A 22685-nucleotide genomic window follows, 5' to 3' on the forward strand; every position below is an offset into this window, starting at 1 on the left:
GCGGCGTGGTTTCGCGGAACGGTTTGCAGACGGCGCGAGTCGCGCGAATCAGGCTCACCGATTCGGTCCAATACGTCAACAGCGTGACATACGTGAATGAAAAAACTTTCCAAAGATTATCCAGCTTGGACCATCTTCGTCATTGCCGCAGCGGCAACACGACGCACCTCGTCGCGCACGGGGCCGGGCCGCGGCGCGTCGGCCAGGGTGGTGAACCAGTGCTCGGGCGGGTTGCGCCCGGCGGCCCGCGACCAGGACAGCGCCCGCAGCACGCCCTCCGCCTCCGGCGTGGGCGGAACCGCGGGGTCGATGCCGTTCAGCACCGCCCAGATTCCGGCCCAGCAGCGCCCGACGGACCAAGGGTTGTAGCCCCCGCCCCCGACGACCAGCAGGCGCGGCGCCAGCCCCGTCAGGGCAGGCACGGCCCGCCACAGCGCGCCGTTGGACAGTTCCAGCCGGCTGAGCGGATCTTCGGCCAGCGCGTCGGCCCCGGTCTGGATGACCAGCGCCTGGGGACGGAACGCCCGGCCCAGCGGCAGGATCACCGTCTCCAGCAGATGGTCCATCTCCGTGTCGTTGAATCCCGGAGGCACCGGCAGGTTGCAGGCCAGGGCGCCGGGCCGGTCCTCCGCCTTGCCGGTGAAAGGCCAGCGCCCGTCCTCGTGGACCGACAGGGTCAGGACGCGGTCGTCCTCAGCGAAGGCGTCCTCCACCCCGTCGCCGTGGTGGGCGTCCAGATCGACGTAGAGCACCCGCTCGAGTCCGGCGTCGAGCAGCGCCAGAATGCCCAGGACCGGCGCGTTGAGATAGCAGAAGCCGCTGGCCCGCTCCGGACGGGCGTGGTGCGTGCCGCTGGCCGGGCTGTAGACGATGCCGGCGGGGACCTCCGCCAGCAGGCGCCCGGCCAGGATGGCCGCGCCCGTGCTGATGGCGGGGCGGCGGTACATCTCCGGAAAGACGGGATTCTCCAGCCGGCCCAGGTTGTAGCGCTCCCCGGTCCCGGCATCCACGCGCTGCTCCGCCTCCGCGCGGTGCAGCGCGGCGATGTAGTCCGGCGCATGGAAGCGGGCCAGTTCCTGCGGCGTCGCCATGGGGCTGTCGCGATAGGCCGCGTCGGGAAGCCAGCCCATGGCGCGGCTGAGGTCGAAGGCGGTGGACACCCGCGGGATGGCCAGCGGGTGTTTCGCGCCATAGCTGGAGCCCCGGTAGATCTCGCTGCCCAGGAACAGCGGGCGGGAGGGAAATGCGGTCGGAACATCGGTCGGCATGGGGTGGAGAGGTGGCGCGGCGACGCCCTTCCGTCAACGCCTTCCGCAAAAAGCCCCCTTGTCGCGGCGAGGCTGCGATCTCTTTTTTAGGATGGTCTGGGGAGGACATCCGCGGGGGAGGCACGGCATGGACGGGGCGTGGCGTCTGGCGGGGGTGGCCGTTGCGGTTCTGGTGGCCGGCTGGGGCGACGAGGCGGCCCTTGCCGACACGCCGGTCGATCTGGAACTGGTGCTGGCCGTGGACGTGTCCGGCAGCGTGGACGCGGAGGAAGGCCGGCTTCAGCGGGAAGGCTATGTCGCCGCCCTCACCGACCCGAAGATCCAGGCCGCCATCCGCGGCGGTCCCTATGGGCGCATCGCCATGACCTATGTGGAATGGGCCGGCGACGGCTTCCAGCGCGTCACGGTGCCCTGGACGCTGCTGGGCGACCGCAACAGCGTCGAGAGTTTCGCCTCGTCCATCGCCGAGTCGCCCTATCTCACCGCGCAATGGACCTCGATCAGCGCGGCCATCGACTTCAGCGCGCGCCTGTTCGACGACAACGGGTTCGAGGGGACGCGGCGGGTGATCGACGTGTCCGGCGACGGCGTGAACAACCGCGGGCGCCCGGTGCAATGGGCGCGCGACGAGGCGGTGGCCGCCGGGATCACCATCAACGGCCTGCCAATCCTGAACGACCGCCCGAACCCCTGGGGCGGGGCGGCGCCGGTCGACCTGGACGGCTATTACCAGGACCATGTGATCGGCGGCCCCGGCGCCTTCCTGGTGCCGGCCATCAGCTTCGACGCCTTCGCCGACGCGATCCTCAGCAAACTGCTTCTGGAGATCTCCGGCCTTCCCTCCGCCCCCGGCACGGGCGGGCGCACCGGCCTCGCCAGCCGCTAAGGCGCACCGCCGGCCAAGGCGGCAGCCATGCGGTTGCCAGAACGGCTTTTCAAACGTTACCTATGGGCGTCCCGGTCATCCGGTGCGAAACCTGCGAGCGAGACCATGCCGATCAAGACGATCCTGCTTCACATGTCGAACGACGACCGTCATTCCCAGCGGCTGGAGGTCGCCGTCGGTCTCGCCAAGCGCTTTTCGGCCTTCGTCGAGGTGCTGTTCGTCGCGACGCCGGTGTCCATGCCCGCCGCCGTGACCGGGCGCGCCGCCTCCTATGCCTACATCGCGGAGGCCACGGCCGTCGCGCACGAGAAGGCCGAGCGGATCGAGCAGGAGGTGCGGCAGGCGCTGAAGGACTGCTCCTACTCCTGGACAGTCGAGGAGGGCGACCATGTGGAGCTGCTGGCCGCACGCGCGGTCTACGCCGACCTTGCCCTGGTGACGCAGAGCCATGACGACGAGCGCGGCGACCGGGTGACGCTCCAGGTGCCGGACCGGTTGCCGCTGACCAGCCCCTGCCCCACCCTGGTCCTGCCCTACGCGGCATCGCCTCCCGCGGCCATCGGGCGCCATGCGGTGGTGGCCTGGAAGAACACGCGCGAGGCCGGGCGCGCGGTGCGCAACGCCATGCCCTTCCTGAAGACGGCGGAGAAGGTCACCGTGGTCACCATCGACCCGCCGGGCCACGCGCTGGACAGCGGGCGCGACCTGATGGTCTGGCTGGAGCGCCACGGCGTGCGCAGCCAGCATCAGGCGAACATCTTCCAGGGCGGCGACGTGGGCGACGTCCTGCTCGACTCCTGCCGCGATCTCGGGGGCGATCTGCTGGTGATGGGCTCCTACGGCCACTCCCGCCTGCGGGAAATGATCCTCGGCGGAGCGACCCGCACGGTTCTGGCGAAGCTGGAAGTGCCGGTGCTGATGTCGCACTGACGAAGCCGGGCGCCGGGCGGCACGGCGCCGCCCGGCTGGCCGGTCAAAGGAAGAACACCCAGGTCACGAGGCCGAACAGCGGCACCAGGATGCCGAAGGACCAGAGCATGTAGCCGAAGAAGCTCGGCATCGCCACGCCGCGCTCCTCCGCGATGGCCTTGACCATGAAGTTCGGCGCGTTGCCGATGTAGGTGTTGGCGCCCATGAACACGGCACCCGCCGAGATGGCCGCCAGCGTCACCGCCAGATCGCCCATCAGCACCTGCGCGTCGCCGCCCGCGGTGTTGAAGAAGATCAGGTAGGTCGGCGCGTTGTCGAGGAAGCTGGACAGGATGCCCGCCGCCCAGAAATAGGCCGCCGGAACCGGCTGGCCGTCCTGGTTGACCGCCGCGATGATCGCACCCAGCGCCCCGTCGGTGCCCGCCCGCAGGATGGCGATGGCCGGGATGATGGTCAGGAAGATCGCCGCGAACAGCTTCGCCACCTCCAGGATCGGTCCCCAGGTGAAGGCGTTCAGGCGGCGGCTGCGCGCGCTGGTCAGCTTCAGCGACAGGCCGGTGATGGCCAGGAGCAGCAGGTTGCTGACGATGGTCTCCAGCGGCACGTGGATGTGGTGGATCTCCACCCCCACCCCCGGATGCCAGACGCCGCTCAGCAGCACCGCCCCGACGATGGCGGCCAGCAGGAGGAGGTTCACCGCCCCTTCGACCCGCACCGGTTCCCGCTCGTGCACGCCTTCGATCAGCGGGTGCTTGCCGGGGTCTTTGGTGTGCAGATAGAGGTCAACCGCGAAGTAGATCGCCAGCAGGCAGCCGGACACCAGGACCATCGGCCAGAACAGGTGCACGGTCGGCCAGAAGAAGCTGACCCCCTTCAGGAAGCCCAGGAACAGCGGCGGATCGCCGAGCGGCGTCAGGGAGCCGCCGACGTTCGACACCAGGAAGATGAAGAAGACGACGGTGTGCACCTTGTGCCGCCGGTGCTCGTTGGCGCGGATCAGCGGGCGGATCAGCAGCATCGAGGCGCCGGTCGTCCCCATCACGCTCGCCAGGACGGTGCCGATCCCCAGCCCCACCGTGTTCGCCAGCGGCGTCCCCACCAGCGTGCCCGCGATGCGCACGCCGCCCGCCACCGTGAACAGGGCGGTCAGCAGCACGATGAAGGGAATGTATTCGAGAAGCAGGGTGTGCAGCAGCTCGTAGGTGGCGAGGCCCGCCCCGAAGGTCAGCGCGAAGGGCAGCAGGAAGGCGATGGCCCAGCCGGCGGCGACCTTGCCGAAATGATGGTGCCAGAAGGACGGCGCCAGCAGCGGCATCAGCGCGATGGACAGCAGGATGCCGACGAAGGGAATCACCCAGACGACGCCCAGTTCGCGCCCGTCCAGATGCGGGGCGCCCACCGCCTCCGCCGCCAGGGCCAGCCCCGGCAGTCCGGCGGCGGCAAGGCCCGCGAGGGCGGCCAGGGAACGGGAGAGGCGATGTCGGGGCGGGCGGGCGTCGGTCATCTCAGGCATTCATCTGTCATATCAGTTGCCGGAGTATGCGTCTCCGAACGGGTTAAGCCAAGCCGGATCGGCCCTTCCGAAATCCCTTGACCGCCGTGCGTGAATAACACGGCTTCAGCGGCATGGCTTCAGTTCCAGGGGACTCGGGACCGGGCCACCGATCCGGTTGCCGATCCAGCCGTGGAGCGGGCGGCACTCCCCTCCCGCGCACAGCTTGTGATCCGGCGTGAAGGACGATGCGGCGAGGATCACCCGTTCCTGTGGCGGCACCGACGGCACCCAGACCCACCAGCCGTCGGCCAGCCAGGCGCCTTCGGGCGGTTCCATCCCGGCGCCGCTTCCCTTCACGCGGGCTTCGGTCAGGACAAGACGTCCGCCATCGATGCGCCACTCCTCCCGCCATTCGGTCTTCTCCACCGAATGGGTCCAGGACAGGGTGAAGGCGGGGCCCGGCAGGGCGGCCAGAACCGCCCCACCGAGCGCCGACAGACACAAGGCCGCGCTCATGCCGCCATGCTCATGCTGGGGCGCTGGTCCGTCCCAGGCTGCGCAGGCGGTGGCGCTGCCACAGCAGGAAGGCCGCCGTCATGGCGAAGCCGATCTCGTCCGTCACCGGCAGGGCCAGGACGAACAGGAAGGCCCCCGCCGCGGCGAACACCCGCTCCGCCCAGTTCAGCGGCGTCCAGAAGAAGCCGATGGTCGCCGCCCCCCACAGGCCGATGGCAATCAACGCCTTGAACAGGACGTAGGCCACCGCCAGAGGGTCGGTGGTCTGGAGCATCAGCGCCGGGTCGTACACCGCCATGAAGGGCACGACATAGCCCGCCATGGCCACGCGCGTGGCGATCCAGCCGATCTCCATGTGTCCCGCCCGGCAGATGGACGAGGCGGCCAGCGCCGCCAGCGCCACCGGCGGGGTCAGGTCCGCCATGATGCCGAAGTAGAAGACGAACATGTGCGACACGATCAGCGGAACGCCCATCTGCAACAGGGCCGGCGCCGCGATGGCCGCGGTGATGATGTAGTTCGCCGTCGTCGGCAGGCCGGTCCCCAGGACGATGCAGGCCAGCATGGTCAAAAGCAGCGCGACCAGCAGATTGCCGCCCGACAGGTCCATGATCGTCGAGGCGAAGCTGGAGGCCAGACCGGTCAGGGTCAGGATGCCGATCAGCACGCCCACCAGCGCGCAGGCCACACCCACGCCCACGGCGTTCTTGGCGCCGTCGGCGAGGCTCTGCACCAGCAGGGCCAGGGTTTCCCGCCCGCCCCGCAGGATCAGGCAGGGCAGAACCAGCAGCCCGACGATGGCGAAGGCCAGATGCTCCGTCCGCAGCCCCATCCGCCACAGCGCCGCGGCGATCAGGCCGAGGATGATCCAGAAACCGACGCGCAGGACGGTCGGGCCGATGTACCCGACGATCCGCGTGCCGAGGATCAGCGCGATGGTCAGGGCGATGCCGATCACCCCGGCGAACAGCGGCGTGAAGCCCGAGAACAGCAGATAGACCAGCGCCGCCAGCGGCAGGATCAGGTACCAGCTTTCCTTCAGCGCACGGACGACGCTGGGGCACTGGTCCTTCGGCAGGCCGACGAGGTTGTGCTTGCCGGCCTCCAGATGGACCATCCAGAAGGCGCTGCCGAAATAGAGGATGGCTGGAATCGCGGCGGCGATGGCGACGTCGCTGAAGGGGACGCCGATGGTCTCCGCCATGATGAAGGCGGCCGCACCCATGACCGGCGGCATCAACTGCCCGCCCATGCTGGCGGTGGCCTCGACCGCCCCGGCGAAGGCCGGGCGGTAGCCGAAGCGCATCATCAGGGGAATGGTGAACTGGCCGGTGGTCAGCACGTTCGCCACGCCCGACCCGTTGATCGTCCCCATGAAGCCGGAGGAGATGACCGCCACCTTCGCCGGCCCGCCCTTGGCGTGCCCGACGAGGCCCAGCGACACGTCGTTGAACAGCTTGATCATGCCGGCGCGCTCCAGGAAGGCGCCGAACAGGATGAACAGGAAGATGAAGGTCGCCGACACGAAGGTCGGCGTGCCGTAGATCCCCTCGGTCGAGAGGTACAGGTTGTCGATGACCTGATCAATGTCGTAGCCGCGGTGGGCCAGCCCGAAGGGCAGATGGCGCCCGAACAGCGCGTAGGGGATGAACACGCCGCACATGATCGGCAGCGCCCACCCCATGATGCGCCGGGCGCCCTCGAACACCAGCGCGATGGTGAGGGCGCCGACGATCAGGTCCGTCCCGTTCGGGTCGCCCGCCCGCTGGATCAGATCGACCTCGAACACATAGTGGTACAGGCCCAGCGCGAAGGCGCCCAGGCCCAGCAGCCAGTCGTACCAGGGCACGCTGCGCCGTTCCGCCTCTTGCCGGAAGCCGAACAGGGTGAAGGTCATCAGCAGCAGGAAGCCGACATGGACGGAGCGGACGACCATGCTGGACAGCGGGTTGAAGGCCGCCGTCCAGACCTGGAACAGCGAGAAGGCCACGGCGATGGCGAAGACGGCCTTGCCCGCCACGCCTTCGAAGGCCACGACCGTGGACGGGTTCTCGCGGTCGATGGCCTGACGGATTTTGTCGTCTGCCGGCTGAGAGGGCGCCGGTTGGGAGGGCGCCGGTTGGGAGGATGCGCTCATCGCTTCGGGTTCCCGGAAGGACGCGGCGCGCTTACATCAGACCCTTTTCCTTGTAGAACTTCTCCGCCCCCGGATGCAGCGGCACCGGCGACTGGATGGCGGTCGCGTCCAGCTTGATCTGCTTGGCGGCGGCGTGGGCGGCGCTCATCGCCTCCAGATTCTCGAACATCGCCTTGGTCATGGCGTAGACCGCGTCGTCCGACACGCCGGAATGGGTGACCAGCAGGTTGCGCACCGCCGCGGTCGGCACCGGCTCGCTCTGGCCGCTGTAGCTGTTGGCCGGAATGGTCTCCGCAATGTAGGCGGGATCGCCCACCTTCTGGATCACGTCCGCCGGGATCGACACGATGGTGATCTCCTGCGAGGTCGCCAGATCCTTGATCGCCGCCACGCCCAGGCCGGCGGAGATCAGCGTCGCGTCAAGCTGCCGGTTCTTGATCAGGTCCACCGACTCGGCGAAGGGCAGATACTCGGTCTTGGAGAAGTCCTTGTAGCCCAGCCCGGCGGCGGCGAAGATGGCGCGGGCGTTCAGCTCCGTCCCCGACTTCGGCGCGCCCACCGACACGCGCTTGCCCTTCAGGTCGGCCAGCGTCTTCACGCCCGAATCCTTGCTGGCGACGATCTGGATGTAGTTGGGGTAGATGGCGGCGACGGTGCGCAGCTTGGTCAGCTTGGTCTTGAAGCCGGCCTCCTCGTCGCCCTTCCAGGCGCCGCTCAGCGAGTCGCCGAGCGAGAAGGCGATCTCGCCGCGCTCCGATTGCAGAAGGTTCAGGTTCTCCACCGACGCCTTGGTCGCCTGGACCGTGACCTTCGCCCCCGGAATGGCCTTGCCGTAGATGCCGGACAGCGCGACGCCCAGCGGGTAATAGACGCCGCTGGTGCCGCCGGTCAGGACGGTGACGAACTGCTCGGCCTGGGCCGGCAGCGCGGTGAGCATGCAGACGCCGACCGCGGCCAGGAAACGCTTCATTCTTCTGTCCTCCCGAAAGACTGTCCGTTGCGGATCGTTCGTAAGACGCTTTGGTTTGCGTCGGATTGTTGGCTATCCTAACTTGTGGACATGAGGTTCGCCAGTCCGTAGGAACCGAAAGAAACGCGGCGGTTCGGCACAAGCACACTCCCTTCGGAGGAGGCCGAACGGCGTCTTGACCGGAAAGGACGACACCCCCCTATCCTTGTTCAGGCTGGCCTCGAGCCACATTTTACCCCGCAGAGTCGTAGGAACCGTCGAAAGAACCGTCGCGAAGGTCCGGGGCAACAGAACGTCACCAACAATGGGAGGACAGCGGATGCCGTGTACCGTTTCCATGACCGTCAACGGAAAGGCGGTTTCGCGCGAGGTCGAGGAGCGCACTCTTCTGGTCACCTTCCTGCGCGACCAGATCGGGCTGACCGGCACGCATGTCGGCTGCGACACCAGCCAGTGCGGCGCCTGCGTCGTCCATGTGGACGGGCGTTCGGTGAAATCCTGCACCATGCTGGCGGTCCAGGCGGACGGCGCCGCGGTCACCACCATCGAAGGTCTGGCGGCGGCGGACGGCACGCTGCACCCGATGCAGGCGGCCTTCCGTGAGCATCATGGCCTGCAATGCGGCTTCTGCACGCCGGGCATGGTGATGAGCGCCGTCGATCTGGTGACGAACCACCCCTCCCCCACGGAGCAGGAGGTGCGCGAGGGGCTGGAGGGCAACATCTGCCGCTGCACCGGCTACCACAACATCGTCAAGGCGGTGATGGCCGGGGCGGAGGCGATGCAGGGCGGCACGATGAAGGCCGCAGCCGAATAAGCGGAAGAAAAAGGCTCACATGGCCAAGGATAACGTGGGAGGAACACGAAGATGGCGAACCCCAACGGCATCGGCGCCCCCGTGCGCCGGCGCGAGGACGCGCGCTTTCTGACCGGGCGCGGCACCTACACCGACGACATCAACCGGCCCGGCCAGACCCACGCGGTCTTCGTCCGGTCCCCCTATGCCCACGCCACCATCCGCGGCATCGATGCGGCGGAGGCCATGCAGGCCCCCGGCGTGATCGCCGTGCTGACCGGTGCCGACATGGCGGCGGACAAGGTCGGCAGCCTGCCCTGCGGCTGGCAGATCCATTCCAAGGACGGTTCCCCGATGAAGGAGCCGCCGCACTTCCCCATCGCCCGCGACCGGGCGCGCTATGTCGGCGACGCCGTTGCGGTGGTGATCGCCGAGACTCGCGAACAGGCGAAGGACGCCGCCGAGCTGGTCATGGTCGATTACGAGGAACTGCCGGCAGCGGTGACCTCGCTGAAGGCGCTGGAGGGCGGCGCGCCGCAGGTGCACGACGACGTGGGCGGCAACCTCTGCTTCGACTGGCATCTCGGCGACGCGGCGGCGGTGGACGCGGCCTTCGCGCAGGCGGCCCACGTGGCGAAGCTCGACCTGATCAACCAGCGGCTCGTCCCCAAAGCCATGGAGCCGCGGGCGGCGCTCGGCGAGTATGACCGGGCGACCGGCGAGCACACGCTGACCACCACCAGCCAGAACCCGCACGTCATCCGCCTGCTGATGGGCGCCTTCGTCCTGGGCATCCCGGAGCACAAGCTGCGCGTCGTCGCCCCGGACGTCGGCGGCGGCTTCGGCTCCAAGATCTTCCACTATGGCGAGGAGGCCGTCGTCACCTGGGCGGCGAAGAAGGTCGGGCGCCCGGTGAAATGGACCGCCGAGCGTTCCGAGAGCTTCCTGACCGACGCCCATGGCCGCGACCATGTCAGCCACGCCGAATTGGCGCTGGACAAGGACGGCAACTTTCTGGCGCTGCGCGTCGCCACCGTCGCCAACATGGGCGCCTATCTGTCCACCTTCGCGCCGTCGATCCCGACCTACCTCTACGCCACGCTGCTGGCCGGACAGTACAAGACCCCGGCGATCTACGCGGAGGTGAAGGCGGTCTTCACCAACACGGTGCCGGTGGACGCCTACCGCGGCGCCGGGCGTCCGGAAGCCTGCTACCTGATCGAACGGCTGGTCGAGGTCGCCGCCGCCGAGACGGGCATCGACAAGGCGGAGCTTCGCCGCCGCAACTTTGTTCCCGCCGCCGCCATGCCCTACCAGACCCCGGTGGCGCTCCAGTACGACACGGGCGATTTCGCCAAGAATCTGGACATCGCCCTGCCGCTGGTGGACTACGACGGCTTCGCGGCGCGCAAGGCGGACTCGGTGCGGCGCGGCAAGTTGCGCGGCATCGGCTTCGCCACCTACATCGAAGCCTGCGGCATCGCCCCCAGCAACATCGCGGGCGCGCTCGGCGCACGGGCCGGGTTGTATGAATCGGCGGAGGTGCGCTTCCACCCCACCGGCTCGGTGACGGTCTTCACCGGTTCGCACAGCCACGGCCAGGGGCACGAGACGACCTTCGCGCAGCTCGTCTCCGAACGCTTCGGCGTGCCGATCGAGAATGTCGAGATCGTCCACGGCGACACCAGCAAGATTCCCTTCGGCATGGGCACCTACGGCTCCCGTTCCCTGGCGGTCGGCGGGTCGGCCATCGTCAAGGCGATGGACAAGGTGGAGCGCAAGGCCAAGAAGATCGCCGCCCATATGCTGGAGGCCGCCGAGGCCGACATCGAGGCGAAGGACGGGCGCTTCGTCGTGGCCGGCACGGACAAGTCCCTGACCATCGGCGACATCGCCCTGCAAGCCTACGTCCCGCACAACTTCCCGCTCGACGAGCTGGAGCCGGGGCTGGACGAGCAGGCTTTCTACGACCCGAAGAACTTCACCTACCCCAACGGCTGCCACGTCTGCGAGGTGGAGATCGACCCCGACACCGGGGTGGTGCAGGTGGTGAACTTCGCCGCCGTGGACGATTTCGGGCGCGTCATCAACCCGCTGATCGTCGAAGGGCAGGTGCATGGCGGGCTGGTCCAGGGGATCGGGCAGGCGCTGCTTGAGAATTGCGTCTACGACCCGGAATCGGGGCAGCTCCTCACCGGCTCCTACATGGACTACTGCATGCCGCGGGCGGACGACGTGCCGTCCTTCACCGTGCGCTACCACGAGGACCAGCCCTGCACCCACAACCCGCTGGGCGTGAAGGGCTGCGGCGAGGCCGGGACCATCGGCGCCTCCGCCGCCGTGATGAACGCGGTGGTGCACGCCCTGTCGGAGTACGGCATCACGCATCTGGACATGCCGGCGACGCCGGAACGGGTCTGGCAGGCGATCCGGCACCACACCCCCGCCCAGGCGGCCGAATAAGGGAGGAGTTCGCATGTACGCCTTCACCTATCACCGCCCCAAGACCGTCGCCGACGCCACGGCCCTGCTCGGGCAATTCGAGGACCCGAAGCTGCTGGGCGGCGGGCAGACGCTGCTGCCGACGCTCAAGCAGCGCCTCGCCCGTCCGAGCGACCTGATCGACCTCGGCCAGATTCCGGAGCTTCAGGGCATCGGGGAGGAGGCCGGGGGGCTGACCGTCGGCGCCTTCACCCGCCACGCCCAGGTCGCGCATTCCGACACCGTGCAGCGCGTCATCCCCGCGTTGGCCAGCCTCGCGGAGGGCATCGGCGACCGGCAGGTGCGCAACATGGGCACGCTCGGCGGGTCGATCTGCAACGCCGACCCCTCCGCCGACTACCCCGCCGCGGTCGTCGCGCTGAAGGCCACGGTGCGGACCGACCGGCGGGAGATCGCAGGGGACGACTTCTTTACCGGCATGTTCGAAACGGCGCTGGAGCCCGGCGAGATCGTCACCGCCGTGCATTTCCAAAAGCCGGACAAGGCCGCCTACGCCAAGTTCCGCAACCCGGCCAGCCGCTACGCCATCGTCGGCGTCTTCGTGGCCGTGTTCGGAAGCGAGGTGCGGGTGGCGGTGACCGGCGCCGGCCCGTCCGTCTTCCGGGCGGACGACATGGAGGCGGCGCTGGCCCAGGACTTCCGCGCCGACGCCCTCAACGGCGCCTCCGTCTCCGCGGACGGGCTGAACGCCGACATCCACGCCAGCGCCGAGTACCGCGCCCATCTGGTGCGGGTGATGGCCCGGCGCGCGGTGGAGGCGTGTGGATAACCGTCTTCCCTCTCCCGCCCCGGGAGAGGGTGGCGCGAAGCGCCGGGTGAGGGTACCGTCGAGGATCGGTGCCGCATTCTTGCCGGCACCCTCACCCTTCCCGCGCTTTGCGCGGGCCCCTTCCCTCTCCCGGGGCGGGAGAGGGAGTTTCTCCGCCGGACGACGTATTGTCATGCCCAACACCATCCCCGCCTCCGTCGATGCCACGCTGGACCTGCTGCGGCGGGGGAACTACGTCGCCGACCGGTCGCTGGCGACGGCGCTCTACCTCGCGCTGAAGCTGAAGCGCCCGCTGTTCCTGGAGGGCGAGGCCGGCGTCGGCAAGACCGAGATCGCCAAGGTGCTGTCCGCCACGCTGGGCCGGCGGCTGCTGCGGCTGCAATGCTACGAGGGGCTGGACGTCGCCGCGGCGGTCTACGAGTGGAACTACGCCCGGCAGATGATGGAAATCCGGCTGGCCGAGGCGTCGGGCGACCGCGACCGGGAGGCGCTTGGCGCCGACCTCTTTTCCGAGCGCTTCCTCATCAAGCGCCCGCTGCTCCAGGCGCTCGAACCCGATCCGGCCGGAGCGCCCGTCCTGCTGATCGACGAGTTGGACCGCACCGACGAGCCGTTCGAAGCCTATCTTCTGGAAATCCTGTCCGACTTCCAGGTCTCGATCCCGGAGTTCGGAACGGTCAAGGCCCCGGAGCCGCCCATCGTCATCCTGACCTCCAACCGCACCCGCGAGATTCACGACGCGCTGAAGCGGCGCTGTTTCTACCATTGGGTCGATTACCCCAACGCGGAACGGGAGCGCGCCATCCTGGCCGTGAAGGCGCCGGAGGCCGACGCGCGGCTGGCCGCGCAGGTGGTCGGCTTCGTGCAGAGCCTGCGCGGGATGGACCTCTACAAGGCGCCGGGCGTGGCGGAGACGCTGGACTGGGCGCAGGCTTTGGTGGAGTTGAACCAACTGGAGCTGGAACCCTCGGTCATCAACGACACGCTGGGCACGCTGCTGAAGTACCAGGACGACATCGCCCGCATCCAGGGCAGCGAGGCCGCGCGCATCCTGGCGCAGGTCAAGACGGAACTCGCCGCCACCACGGCGCGCTAGAAATGAACGGCGGCCTCGCCATCAACCTGATGCATTTCGCCCGCGCGCTGCGGGCGGCGGGGCTGCCGGTCGGGCCGGGGAAGCTGCTCCAGGCGGTGGAAGCCGTGGAGGCGGTGGGGATCGCCAACCGGACGGACTTCTACTGGGCGCTGCACGCCGTCTTCGTGAACCGGCGCGACCAGCGTGAGGTCTTCGACCAGGCGTTCCACGTCTTCTGGCGCAACCCGGACATCCTGAAGCGGATGATCGGCATGATGCTGCCGACCATCCGCACGGAGTCGCCGGACACGCAGGACCCGCTGTCCCGCCGCGTCGCCGACGCGCTGCGCGGAACCGCGCCGGAGGCCGAGGGGCCGGAAAAGTCGGAGATCGAGGTGGACGCCGCCTTCACCGTCTCCGCCCAGGAGCGGTTGCAGGAGAAGGACTTCGAGAAGATGTCGGCGGCGGAGATGGCAGAGGCCAAGCGGATGCTCGCCCGCATCGCCCTGCCGGTGGCCGAGGTGACGACCCGCCGCCACCGCCCCGACCCGCAGGGGCCGCGGGTGGACCCGCGGGCGACGCTGCGGCGGATGCTGCGCTCCGGCGGGGATCTGGCCGATCTGGCGCGGCGCAGCCGCCGCACGCGCCCGCCGCCGCTGGTGGTGTTGTGCGACATTTCCGGCTCCATGACGCGCTACTCGCGGATGCTGCTGCACTTCATGCACGCGGTCAGCAACGACCGGGACCGGGTGCACAGCTTCGTCTTCGGCACCCGCCTGACCAACATCACCCGCCATCTGCGGCACAAGGACGTGGACGTGGCGCTGGACGCCGTGTCGGCGGCGGTGGCCGATTGGTCCGGCGGGACGCGCATCGGCACGGCGCTGCACGCCTTCAACCGGACCTGGGCGCGCCGGGTGCTGGGCCAGGGGGCGGTCGTGCTGCTGATCACCGACGGGCTGGACCGGGATGCGGGCGAAGGGCTTGCGGCGGAGGCCGAACGCCTGCACAAGAGCTGCCGCCGCCTGGTCTGGCTGAACCCGCTCTTGCGGTGGGAGAGATTCGCACCAAGATCCAGCGGCATCCGGGCCTTGTTGCCGCATGTGGACGACTTCCGCCCGGTCCACAACCTGAACAGTCTGGCCGGGCTCGCCGACGCGCTGAACCGCGACGGGCCGCGGCGGGCCGAAAGCCTGCGCAAGTGGCTGAAGGAGGCCGCATGAGGGACGATATTCTGGAGCAGGCCGCGGGCTGGCGCGCGGAAGGACGCAGGGTAGCCCTGGCGACGGTGGTCGCCACCTGGGGGTCCTCCCCCCGCCCGGTGGGCAGCCAGATGGCGGTGGACGACGGCGGGGCGATGATCGGCTCCGTCTCCGGCGGCTGCATTGAGGGCGCCGTGGTCCACGAGGCCCGCAAGACCATGGAAGATGGCGAACCCCGGCTGATCTCGTTCGGAGTCAGCAACGAAATGGCCTGGGAGGTCGGTCTGGCCTGCGGCGGGCGCGTGCAGGTCTATGTCGAGGCGATGGAATGAAGCGCGATATCGTCGAACGGCTGCTGGCCGCCCGTGAAACCTCCCGTCCCGTGGCCCTGGTCACCGACCTGAACACGGGCCTTCAGACCCTGGTTTACGAGGACGCCGTGCACGGCGGCTTCGGCCTGGAGGATGATCTGCTGGCAGAGGTGCGGGAACGGCTCCGCCAGGATCGTTCCGGCCTCATAACGGATGCGGACGGCGATGACGACGAGGATGGGCTGCGGCTGTTCGTGCAGACCCACAACCCGCCGCTGCGGCTGCTGGTGGTCGGGGCCGTGCACATCGCCCAGGCGCTGGCGCCCCTCGCGGCGCTGACCGGCTACGCGGTGACGGTGATCGACCCGCGCGGGGCCTTCGCCACCGAATCGCGTTTCCCCGGCGTCTCCCTGCACGACGGCTGGCCGGACGAGGCGCTGGCGGCTCTGACCATCGACAGCCGCACCGCCGTGGTGACGCTGACCCACGACCCCAAGCTGGACGACCCGGCCCTGCTGGTGGCTCTGCGGTCCCCGGCCTTCTACGTCGGCTCGCTCGGCAGCCGGCGCACCCACGCCAAGCGGCTGGAGCGGCTGAAGGAGCAGGGCGTGACCGACGCGGAGCTGGCGCGCATCCACGCCCCGGTCGGGCTGGCCATCGGCGCCGTGACCCCGGCGGAGATCGCCCTGTCGGTCATGGCCCAGATCACCGCCGTGCGGCGCAAGGCCGACGCGGCCTGACAGGAGTTCATTGCCATGTTTTTCGGCCCGCTGCCCCTGCGGGAGCTTGAGGGCGCCATCCTGGCGCATTCGGTCCGGCGCGGCTCCGTCAGCTTCAAGAAGGGCCGCATCCTCAGCGCCGAGGATGTCACGGCGCTGCGCGACGCCGGCTTTACCACGGTGACCGCCGCCAAGCCCGGCGATGACGACGTGGGCGAGGACGCCGCCGCGGCCCGCATCGCCGCGGCTCTGAAGGGGCAGGAGATCGCCGTGGGCGCGGCCTTCACGGGCCGCGTGAACCTGTTCGCGGAGTCGCGCGGCCTGTTCGTTCCGGATGTCGAACGGATCAACGCGCTGAACCTCATCGACGAAAGCGTAACGGTCGCCACCCTGCCCGCCTTCGCCCCGGTCGAGCCCGGCCAGATGGTCGCCACGGTGAAGATCATCCCCTTCGCCGCCCCCCGCGCCGCGGTGGAGGGGGCGGAGGTGGAGGCGTCCGCCGGCATGCCGGCGCTGCGCGTTGCCCCCTTCCGGCCCCTGACCGCCGCGCTGATCCAGACGCGCCTGCCCGGCGTGAAGGACAGCGTTCTCGACAAGACCGTGGCCGTGACGCGGGAGCGGCTGGAGGCGATGGGCGGGCGTCTGGTCCGCGACTCCCGCTGCTACCATGGGGAGGCGGCTCTGGCCGACGCCATCGCGGCGGCGGGGCGCGCCGATCTGCTGCTGATCGCCGGGGCCTCGGCCATCACCGACCGGCGCGACGTGCTGCCCGCCGGCATCGAGCGGGCGGGCGGGGTGATCGAGCATTTCGGGATGCCGGTCGATCCGGGCAACCTGCTGCTGATCGCCCGCATCGGGGAAACTCCGGTGCTCGGCCTGCCCGGCTGCGCGCGGTCGCCCAAGCTGAACGGCTTCGATTGGGTGCTTCAGCGCATCGCCGCGGGCATTCCGGTGGCGCGGGCCGACGTGATGCGCATGGGGGTGGGCGGCCTGCTGGCCGAGATCCCCAGCCGCCCCCTGCCCCGCTCCGGCGCTGTCGCCGTGGAGCCGTCGCGGGCGCCGCGCATCGCCGCGCTGGTGCTCGCCGCCGGACGATCGAGCCGGATGGGCGGCAGCAACAAGCTGCTGGCCGATGTCGGCGGGGAGCCGCTGGTCGTCCGCACCGTCGAGTCGGTCCTGGCCTCGCAGGCCAGGCCGGTGGTGGTGGTGACCGGCCATATGGCGGAATCGGTGTCCGCCCCGCTGGCCGGGCGCCCGCTGACCATCGTCCACAACCCGTCCTTCGCCGACGGGCTCAGCGCCTCGCTGCGCGCCGGGCTGGCCGCCCTGCCGGCGGATGTCGACGGGGTGGTGGTGTGCCTGGGCGACATGCCGCGCGTCACGCCGCAGGCCATCGACCGGCTGATCGCCGCCTACAACCCGCTGGAAGGCCGGACCGTCTGTGTTCCGACCGTCCACGGCAAGCGCGGCAACCCCGTCCTGTGGGACCGCGGCTTCTTCGCGGAGATGGCGAAGCTGACCGGCGATTCCGGGGCGAAGACCCTGTTGGCCACCCACGCCGATCAGGTGGTGGAGGTGCCGGTGGAGGACGGCGGCATCCTCTACGACGTGGACACGCCGGACCTGCTGGCGGAACTCCGCGGGTAAAGCGTCAGGCCGCCCGTTCGATCACCAGATCCAGCCAGCGGCGGGAGATCGTCCGGGCGGCCGTGCCGGCGGCGGGCAGGTGCCGTTCCAGCGCCGCGTCCAGCCCGTCGAGGACCCCGCGGTCGCGCTCCCGCGACTCCACCCCGAATTTCTCCGCCCAGCCGCGGACGATGGCGGCATTGGCCTCCGGGTGGAACTGGAAGGCGTAAAGGTTGCGGCCCAGCCGGAAGGCCTGCCGCTCGCACGCCTCGCTCCGGGCCAGCGGCACCGCGCCTTCGGGAAATTCGAAGGTGTCGTAGTGCCACTGCACCATGTGCAGTTCCGGCGCCAGCCCGCCCAGCAGCGGGTCGTCCGCCGCGGCGTCGGACAGCCGGACCGCGCCCACGCCGATCTCCGCCACCGAATGGCGGTAGACGCGGGCGCCGAAGGCGCGGGCCGCCAACTGCGCGCCCAGGCAGATGCCCATCACCGGGTGCTCCTGCGCCGCGAAGGCGCGGATCAGATCCATGACCTGCGGGAAATGCGGCCCCTGGGCGTCGTTCCAGGCGTCCTGCGGGCCGCCCAGCACCAGCAGCCCGTGATAGCCCTCGGGCGCGGCGGGCAGTGCTTCCCCTTCGTCCGCGGCGACGGTGACAAGGGCCGCGCCGAAATCGGCCAAAGCCTCCCCCACGATGCCGGCGGGAGCGTTTCGGTTGTTCTGAACGACCAGGATGCGCATGGGGCGGCCACGTCCGATGGAGCGGTGAAGGGAAAAGGGCGTCCCACCGTTCATGATCGGCGGCTCCGGCGAAATCAAGCGGTGCAAGGCGGCTATGCGCTGCACCCTGGGACGGCGTAGAGTGCCCTGACGCGAAGGAAGCCATTCAACTTCCCCAGGGAGACGAGACCAATGCTGACCCGGATTCGCACGCTGGCTGGGGCTGCGGCCCTTGCCGGAACCCTGCTTTTCCCCGCAACCCTTCTTTTCCCGATGCCGGCCGCGGCGCAGAACGGCACGCTGACCTTCCTGCACTTCAACGACATCTACGAGATTTCCCCGGTGAAGGGCCGCGGCGGCTTCGCTCCCCTGACGACGGTGCTGAAGGCTGAGCGGGAGCGCAGCGCGGGGGCGGTGACGACGGTCGGCGGCGACTTTCTCTCGCCCTCCCTGCTGTCCGGCACGACGCGGGGGGAGCAGATGACCGCCCTGTTCAACGCCATGGGCGTGGACGTGGTGACCTTCGGCAACCATGAATTCGACTTCGGCACCGAGGTTCTGAAGGCCCGCATCGCCGAATCGAAGTTCCCCTGGGTCGGCACCAACGTCACCGGGCCGGACGGCAAGCCGCTGCCCGGTTCGGTCGTCACCTGGACGAAGACGGTCGGCGACATCAAGGTCGGCTTCCTGGGCGTCGTGACACCGGAAACCGCGCATCTGTCCAGCGGCGGGGTGGAGGCGACCTTCACCAACGTGCAGGCCGCCGCGGCCCTGGCGGTCAAGGCCCTGCGCGACGAGGGGGCGAACGTCGTCGTGGCGCTGACCCACCAGACCATCGCGGAGGATCGGGATCTGGCCGTCAAGGTGAAGGGCATCGACCTCATGCTCGGCGGTCACGACCACGATCCCATCAGTTTCTACGAGGGCTCGACCCTGATCCTGAAGTCCGGGGCGGACGGCCATTACCTCGGCGTCATCGATCTGGCGGTCAGCACCAAGGCAACCGACAAGGGACCGGCGACCACCGTCCTTCCCGCCGGCTGGCGCTTCGTCACCACCGCCGGGGCGGCGCCCGATCCGGAGATCGCCGCCCTGGTCAAGCGCTACACCGACCAGCTCGACACCACGCTGGCGGGCGTGATCGGGCGGACGGAAACCGACCTGGACAGCCGCAAGGACGTCGTCCGCTCCCAGGAGACGACCATGGGCAACCTGATCGCCGACGCGCTGCGCGAGGGGCTGAAGGCCGACGTCGCCATCACCAACGGCGGCGGCATCCGCGCCGACACCCTGCACCCGGCGGGAAGCCCGCTGACCCGCAAGGACATCTTCGCGGAGATGCCCTTCGGCAACGTCGCCGTGCTGACCGTTCTGTCCGGCGGCGACCTGCTGGCCGCGCTGGAGCACGGCGTGTCGAAAGTGGAGGAGAAGGCCGGGCGCTTCCCGCAGGTGTCGGGCCTGACCTTCACCTACGACCCGAAGCTGCCGTCCGGCACCCGTGTGACGGCGGCGACGGTGGGCGGCCAGCCGCTCGACCCCGGAAAAGCCTATCGGGTGGCGACCAATGACTACATGCTGAAGGGCGGTGACGGTTACGCCGCGCTGACCCGCGGACGGACGGTGGTGGACGCCTCCGGCGCGGTGCTGATGGCGACCATGGTCATGGACTATGTCGAGGCCAGGAAGACGGTCGCCCCGAAGGTCGAAGGCCGAATCGTCACGAAACCGTGACGGGCCGCCCAAAAAAGACGCCCCCGGACCCATCGGTCCAGGGGCGCAAGGCCAGGATGGATCGTTGGTGAAGCGTCAGGCGCTGCGGCGGCCATGACGCGCGGCACCCTCGGCCCGCGCGTTCAGGCGCCGCACCGCGTCGTTCGCGGTTTTCGCCGACAGCTCCGATACCTTGACGCTGCGGTTCAGCAGAAGTTCCACTTCGTCTTTGACCATGCTGCTCTGCGCTGCGTAGAAGTCCTGGACGGACCGGCTGCGCATCATCGCGTTGACGCCTTCCGCGTTGCGGGCCATGGCTTCCTGCGCGAAGCCCAGCCACTCGCGCATGATGGACTGCATTCCTTCCATCAGCACGGACCCGCACTGCGCCATCACGTCCATGTTCTCGCGGGTCTGCTGGGCGACCTCGCCCTGGGCCTCCGCGGACAGGCCCATCATGCGGTTGATCTGGTCGGAGGTCTGGCCGGCGATCTGGGTCGCCTTGCCCATCATGTCGCTGGCCGTGTCGGCGCCCCGCTGGGTCGCCTCCGCGGCGGTTTCCGCCATGCGCCGGGTGGTGTCCTCGGCGGTACCCCGGGCCTTGGCGGCGGTGTCGCGCGCGATGGTCTGCGCGTCCTTTTCTGATGCCATCTGCCTTGCTCCTGATTTCGTTCCGTCCGAATTGGACGCTCCCCCCGTTCTTCTTTGGTGCCGCGAATTTTGTGCACTGCGACACAAGCAACCGTATATCATGGTGGCGAAGAATCATTCCACAACTCTAAAAACTACCCTTCCCTACTTTTTTGCGGATACACAAAAAATCACCTCAGAGATTTATTGAGGAGGATTTCATCTAGAATTTTCATAGTGTTTCGATTGATATGAAGAAATCCGCTCGACACCCCCCGCAGGAGAGGTGCAGGACGCTTCAGCACTCCCCAAATTCTGGAGTAAGCAACCAAGGCCGGTGTGCTGCGCGTCCCGGCCCGGCACCGGCCCCACCCGCGGAGGATGCCCATGCTCATCGGTGTGCCGACGGAGATCAAAAACCACGAATACCGCGTCGGGCTGACTCCGGCCTCGGTCCGCGAACTGGTTCATCACGGCCACACAGTGCTGGTGCAGACGGGGGCCGGTGCCGCCATCGGACTGGAGGACGAGCAATACGAGGCCGCCGGGGCGGACATCGCACCGGACGCCGCCACCGTCTTTGCCCGCGCCGAGATGGTGGTGAAGGTGAAGGAACCCCAGCCCAAGGAATGCGCGATGCTGCGCCGGGGGCAGATTCTGTTCACCTACCTGCACCTCGCCCCCGATCCGGAGCAGACGCGGCGGTTGCTGGAGTCCGGCGCCGTCGCCATCGCCTACGAGACGGTGACCGACGCCCGCGGCGGCCTGCCGCTGCTGGCGCCGATGAGCGAGGTCGCGGGGCGTATGGCGGTGCAGGCCGGCGCCCATTGCCTGGAGAAATCGCAGGGCGGGCGCGGCGTCCTGCTGGGCGGTGTGCCCGGCGTTCCGGCGGCCAAGGTGGTGGTTCTGGGCGGCGGCGTGGTCGGGACCAACGCCGCCCGCATGGCCATGGGGCTGGAGGCGAAAGTCGTCGTCATCGACAAATCGCTGCCCCGCCTGAAGGAGTTGGATCTGCAATTCGGTGCGAAGCTCCAGACGCTTTATTCGACCGTGGACACGATCGAGGAGCATGTGCTCGACGCCGATCTCGTGATCGGGGCGGTTCTGGTGCCGGGAGCGGAGGCGCCGAAGCTGGTGACCAGGGCCATGGTGTCGCGCATGAAGCGGGGCGCCGTGGTGGTGGACGTCGCCATCGACCAGGGCGGCTGCTTCGAGACCTCGCACCCCACCACGCACGCGGAGCCCACCTATCTGGTGGACGGGGTGGTCCACTATTGCGTCGCCAACATGCCGGGAGGGGTCGCGCGGACCTCGACCTTCGCGCTGAACAACGCCACCCTGCCCTTCACGCTGGCTCTGGCCGACCAGGGTTACCGTGCCGCGCTGGGGCGCGACCCGCATCTGCGCGCCGGGCTGAACATCCATGCCGGCGCCGTCACTTGCAAGGCGGTGGCCGACGCCCAGGGGCTGCCCCACCAGCCGGCGGAGGAAGCGCTGCGGCTGTAGGGGCTTTCCTCAACCTCAGCCCCCATCGCGAGGTGGGCGGCAGCGAGAGTCCGCGCGGGTGGAGCCTGGCCGATGGCGCAGACATGGGACCAGGTTTCAGTCCGGCGGGAGCCGCGAGAACCGGAAATCGCAGTGGCTCGCTCCCCCAGCCAAGGTTTGTGTCCTCTCCAGGTGAATGCCACGTGTTGCATAGGCGTCGAAATCGAGCCCGCAGATGTTCGGCAAAATGTCCTTATCCCCATGGCGAGCCGCGAATTTGCAGAAGCCACAGGCCTTGTAATTGATGCCGAATTCAAAACTGTCGCCCGGACCCGGTTCGATGAAGTCGTAGACGAAATCGTCCGGAAACTGTTCCTGATGGCTTCGTTCCGCCTGTTCACGCAGAAAAGCCTGATTCTCCGACGACATGAATTGACGCCCCGCGGCGAGGCGTTCGGCTTCGGGCACGGTGAGCAGTTGGGCCTTGTAGGTTTCCCGCTCGACATCGCCGATCACGGACGGCGGCACGCCGTGCCGCCGGAGGACCCGGCTGATGGCCATGAAGCCTATGAGACGCATGAAGAAGTCGCTCATGCGACTTGCCACGCCCCCGACATAGGGCATCTGGGCGAGCACGATGCCAAACTCGTCCATCACCTCCCGCTTGATCCCGCCGACATCGGATGGACGCAAGATCTTGCACAGCATCGTCTCGGCAATATCGAGGCGGTGGCGCATGGCGGCTTCCATTGCACCGCGATGCGACTCGTAAAAGGGATGGATGGTTTCAGCCATTGGATACCTTCTTAAAGTCATTCCCGGCTCACGGGCGCTTTCCACCGAACCGGGCGGCGATTTCCCCGACGATGCCGCGGCGGAAGACCAGCACGCAGACCACGAAGATCGCGCCGATCACCACCGGGACCGGCATGCTGGTGGC

At 68.8% G+C, this 22685-nt stretch carries 20 protein-coding genes; 12 read left to right on the top strand and 8 right to left on the bottom strand.

Going from position 1 to position 22685, the window contains the following annotated elements; genetic code table 11:
* Positions 1–116 precede the first annotated feature (116 nt).
* The gene (locus QSG27_RS07930; RefSeq protein WP_306704897.1) at positions 117–1268 is read right to left on the bottom strand and encodes an acetoin utilization protein AcuC; all 1152 of its coding nucleotides are present in this window, start codon (positions 1266–1268) and stop codon (positions 117–119) included.
* Positions 1269–1395: 127 nt separating this feature from the next.
* On the opposite strand from QSG27_RS07930, the gene QSG27_RS07935 reads away from it, so the two are divergent.
* Both QSG27_RS07935 and QSG27_RS07940 read left to right on the top strand, forming a co-directional pair.
* Positions 1396–2154 (top strand): DUF1194 domain-containing protein, encoded by a 759-nt coding sequence (locus tag QSG27_RS07935; RefSeq protein ID WP_306704898.1) that lies wholly within the window; start codon positions 1396–1398, stop codon positions 2152–2154.
* 105 nt (positions 2155–2259) lie between these two features.
* Complete coding sequence (locus tag QSG27_RS07940; RefSeq protein WP_306704899.1) at positions 2260–3084, top strand: universal stress protein; 825 nt, start codon at positions 2260–2262, stop codon at positions 3082–3084.
* A 43-nt stretch (positions 3085–3127) separates the two neighbouring features.
* Here QSG27_RS07940 and QSG27_RS07945 read toward each other — a convergent pair whose 3' ends face one another.
* The 4 genes from QSG27_RS07945 to QSG27_RS07960 all read right to left on the bottom strand — a co-directional run bounded on the left by QSG27_RS07945 (position 3128) and on the right by QSG27_RS07960 (position 8202).
* A complete protein-coding gene (locus tag QSG27_RS07945) occupies positions 3128–4588 on the bottom strand; it encodes a sodium:proton antiporter (RefSeq protein ID WP_306704900.1) in 1461 nt (486 codons plus the stop codon).
* A gap of 114 nt (positions 4589–4702) precedes the next feature.
* Complete coding sequence (locus QSG27_RS07950; protein ID WP_306704902.1) at positions 4703–5095, bottom strand: DUF1850 domain-containing protein; 393 nt, start codon at positions 5093–5095, stop codon at positions 4703–4705.
* Positions 5096–5105: 10 nt separating this feature from the next.
* Positions 5106–7232 (bottom strand): TRAP transporter permease, encoded by a 2127-nt coding sequence (locus QSG27_RS07955; RefSeq protein WP_306704904.1) that lies wholly within the window; start codon positions 7230–7232, stop codon positions 5106–5108.
* Positions 7233–7263: 31 nt separating this feature from the next.
* Positions 7264–8202: a TAXI family TRAP transporter solute-binding subunit gene (locus QSG27_RS07960; RefSeq protein WP_306704906.1), complete on the bottom strand. Its 939-nt coding sequence runs from the start codon at positions 8200–8202 to the stop codon at positions 7264–7266.
* Positions 8203–8521: 319 nt separating this feature from the next.
* Between QSG27_RS07960 and QSG27_RS07965 the strand changes: the two genes are divergently transcribed.
* From QSG27_RS07965 to QSG27_RS08000, 8 genes are all read left to right on the top strand, one after another.
* Positions 8522–9019 carry a (2Fe-2S)-binding protein gene (locus QSG27_RS07965; RefSeq protein ID WP_306704908.1) on the top strand — a complete coding sequence of 166 codons (498 nt, stop codon included), beginning with the start codon at positions 8522–8524 and terminating at the stop codon, positions 9017–9019.
* 51 nt (positions 9020–9070) lie between these two features.
* Positions 9071–11461, top strand: a complete 2391-nt coding sequence (locus tag QSG27_RS07970) for a xanthine dehydrogenase family protein molybdopterin-binding subunit (RefSeq protein WP_306704910.1) — start codon at positions 9071–9073, stop codon at positions 11459–11461.
* A gap of 13 nt (positions 11462–11474) precedes the next feature.
* Positions 11475–12269 carry an FAD binding domain-containing protein gene (locus tag QSG27_RS07975; RefSeq protein ID WP_306704913.1) on the top strand — a complete coding sequence of 265 codons (795 nt, stop codon included), beginning with the start codon at positions 11475–11477 and terminating at the stop codon, positions 12267–12269.
* Between the two features lie 172 nt (positions 12270–12441).
* Positions 12442–13365: an AAA family ATPase gene (locus QSG27_RS07980; protein ID WP_306704915.1), complete on the top strand. Its 924-nt coding sequence runs from the start codon at positions 12442–12444 to the stop codon at positions 13363–13365.
* Between the two features lie 2 nt (positions 13366–13367).
* Complete coding sequence (locus tag QSG27_RS07985) at positions 13368–14567, top strand: vWA domain-containing protein (protein ID WP_306704917.1); 1200 nt, start codon at positions 13368–13370, stop codon at positions 14565–14567.
* Positions 14564–14878, top strand: a complete 315-nt coding sequence (locus QSG27_RS07990; protein ID WP_306704918.1) for an XdhC family protein — start codon at positions 14564–14566, stop codon at positions 14876–14878. The genes QSG27_RS07985 and QSG27_RS07990 overlap by 4 nt, the downstream gene beginning before the upstream one ends.
* Complete coding sequence (locus QSG27_RS07995; protein WP_306704920.1) at positions 14875–15597, top strand: XdhC family protein; 723 nt, start codon at positions 14875–14877, stop codon at positions 15595–15597. The genes QSG27_RS07990 and QSG27_RS07995 overlap by 4 nt, the downstream gene beginning before the upstream one ends.
* A gap of 15 nt (positions 15598–15612) precedes the next feature.
* Positions 15613–17223, top strand: a complete 1611-nt coding sequence (locus QSG27_RS08000; protein WP_306704922.1) for a molybdopterin-binding/glycosyltransferase family 2 protein — start codon at positions 15613–15615, stop codon at positions 17221–17223.
* 4 nt (positions 17224–17227) lie between these two features.
* Here QSG27_RS08000 and QSG27_RS08005 read toward each other — a convergent pair whose 3' ends face one another.
* Positions 17228–17995 (bottom strand): type 1 glutamine amidotransferase, encoded by a 768-nt coding sequence (locus QSG27_RS08005; protein ID WP_306704924.1) that lies wholly within the window; start codon positions 17993–17995, stop codon positions 17228–17230.
* 117 nt (positions 17996–18112) lie between these two features.
* Here QSG27_RS08005 and QSG27_RS08010 point away from each other — a divergent pair, with 117 nt between their 5' ends.
* Positions 18113–19651 (top strand): bifunctional metallophosphatase/5'-nucleotidase, encoded by a 1539-nt coding sequence (locus tag QSG27_RS08010; protein ID WP_306704926.1) that lies wholly within the window; start codon positions 18113–18115, stop codon positions 19649–19651.
* 75 nt (positions 19652–19726) lie between these two features.
* Here the strand turns inward: QSG27_RS08010 and QSG27_RS08015 are convergent, their stop codons facing one another.
* A complete protein-coding gene (locus QSG27_RS08015; RefSeq protein ID WP_306704928.1) occupies positions 19727–20281 on the bottom strand; it encodes a phasin family protein in 555 nt (184 codons plus the stop codon).
* A gap of 366 nt (positions 20282–20647) precedes the next feature.
* Between QSG27_RS08015 and ald the strand changes: the two genes are divergently transcribed.
* Positions 20648–21766, top strand: a complete 1119-nt coding sequence (ald, locus tag QSG27_RS08020; RefSeq protein WP_306704930.1) for an alanine dehydrogenase — start codon at positions 20648–20650, stop codon at positions 21764–21766.
* A gap of 96 nt (positions 21767–21862) precedes the next feature.
* Here ald and QSG27_RS08025 read toward each other — a convergent pair whose 3' ends face one another.
* Positions 21863–22540: an L-2-amino-thiazoline-4-carboxylic acid hydrolase gene (locus QSG27_RS08025; protein WP_306704931.1), complete on the bottom strand. Its 678-nt coding sequence runs from the start codon at positions 22538–22540 to the stop codon at positions 21863–21865.
* Between the last annotated feature and the right edge of the window lie 145 nt (positions 22541–22685).

It is taken from the genome of Azospirillum isscasi (assembly GCF_030849505.1).
GTDB lineage: Bacteria > Pseudomonadota > Alphaproteobacteria > Azospirillales > Azospirillaceae > Azospirillum > Azospirillum isscasi.

Excerpts from the sequence above, each read along its gene's own strand:
- QSG27_RS07930 (WP_306704897.1), bottom strand. The coding sequence starts at position 1,268 with ATGCCGACCGATGTTCCGACCGCATTTCCCTCCCGCCCGCTGTTCCTG.
- QSG27_RS07935 (WP_306704898.1), top strand. The coding sequence starts at position 1,396 with ATGGACGGGGCGTGGCGTCTGGCGGGGGTGGCCGTTGCGGTTCTGGTG.
- QSG27_RS07940 (WP_306704899.1), top strand. The coding sequence starts at position 2,260 with ATGCCGATCAAGACGATCCTGCTTCACATGTCGAACGACGACCGTCAT.
- QSG27_RS07945 (WP_306704900.1), bottom strand. The coding sequence starts at position 4,588 with ATGACCGACGCCCGCCCGCCCCGACATCGCCTCTCCCGTTCCCTGGCC.
- QSG27_RS07950 (WP_306704902.1), bottom strand. The coding sequence starts at position 5,095 with ATGAGCGCGGCCTTGTGTCTGTCGGCGCTCGGTGGGGCGGTTCTGGCC.
- QSG27_RS07955 (WP_306704904.1), bottom strand. The coding sequence starts at position 7,232 with ATGAGCGCATCCTCCCAACCGGCGCCCTCCCAACCGGCGCCCTCTCAG.
- QSG27_RS07960 (WP_306704906.1), bottom strand. The coding sequence starts at position 8,202 with ATGAAGCGTTTCCTGGCCGCGGTCGGCGTCTGCATGCTCACCGCGCTG.
- QSG27_RS07965 (WP_306704908.1), top strand. The coding sequence starts at position 8,522 with ATGCCGTGTACCGTTTCCATGACCGTCAACGGAAAGGCGGTTTCGCGC.
- QSG27_RS07970 (WP_306704910.1), top strand. The coding sequence starts at position 9,071 with ATGGCGAACCCCAACGGCATCGGCGCCCCCGTGCGCCGGCGCGAGGAC.
- QSG27_RS07975 (WP_306704913.1), top strand. The coding sequence starts at position 11,475 with ATGTACGCCTTCACCTATCACCGCCCCAAGACCGTCGCCGACGCCACG.
- QSG27_RS07980 (WP_306704915.1), top strand. The coding sequence starts at position 12,442 with ATGCCCAACACCATCCCCGCCTCCGTCGATGCCACGCTGGACCTGCTG.
- QSG27_RS07985 (WP_306704917.1), top strand. The coding sequence starts at position 13,368 with ATGAACGGCGGCCTCGCCATCAACCTGATGCATTTCGCCCGCGCGCTG.
- QSG27_RS07990 (WP_306704918.1), top strand. The coding sequence starts at position 14,564 with ATGAGGGACGATATTCTGGAGCAGGCCGCGGGCTGGCGCGCGGAAGGA.
- QSG27_RS07995 (WP_306704920.1), top strand. The coding sequence starts at position 14,875 with ATGAAGCGCGATATCGTCGAACGGCTGCTGGCCGCCCGTGAAACCTCC.
- QSG27_RS08000 (WP_306704922.1), top strand. The coding sequence starts at position 15,613 with ATGTTTTTCGGCCCGCTGCCCCTGCGGGAGCTTGAGGGCGCCATCCTG.
- QSG27_RS08005 (WP_306704924.1), bottom strand. The coding sequence starts at position 17,995 with ATGAACGGTGGGACGCCCTTTTCCCTTCACCGCTCCATCGGACGTGGC.
- QSG27_RS08010 (WP_306704926.1), top strand. The coding sequence starts at position 18,113 with ATGCTGACCCGGATTCGCACGCTGGCTGGGGCTGCGGCCCTTGCCGGA.
- QSG27_RS08015 (WP_306704928.1), bottom strand. The coding sequence starts at position 20,281 with ATGGCATCAGAAAAGGACGCGCAGACCATCGCGCGCGACACCGCCGCC.
- ald (WP_306704930.1), top strand. The coding sequence starts at position 20,648 with ATGCTCATCGGTGTGCCGACGGAGATCAAAAACCACGAATACCGCGTC.
- QSG27_RS08025 (WP_306704931.1), bottom strand. The coding sequence starts at position 22,540 with ATGGCTGAAACCATCCATCCCTTTTACGAGTCGCATCGCGGTGCAATG.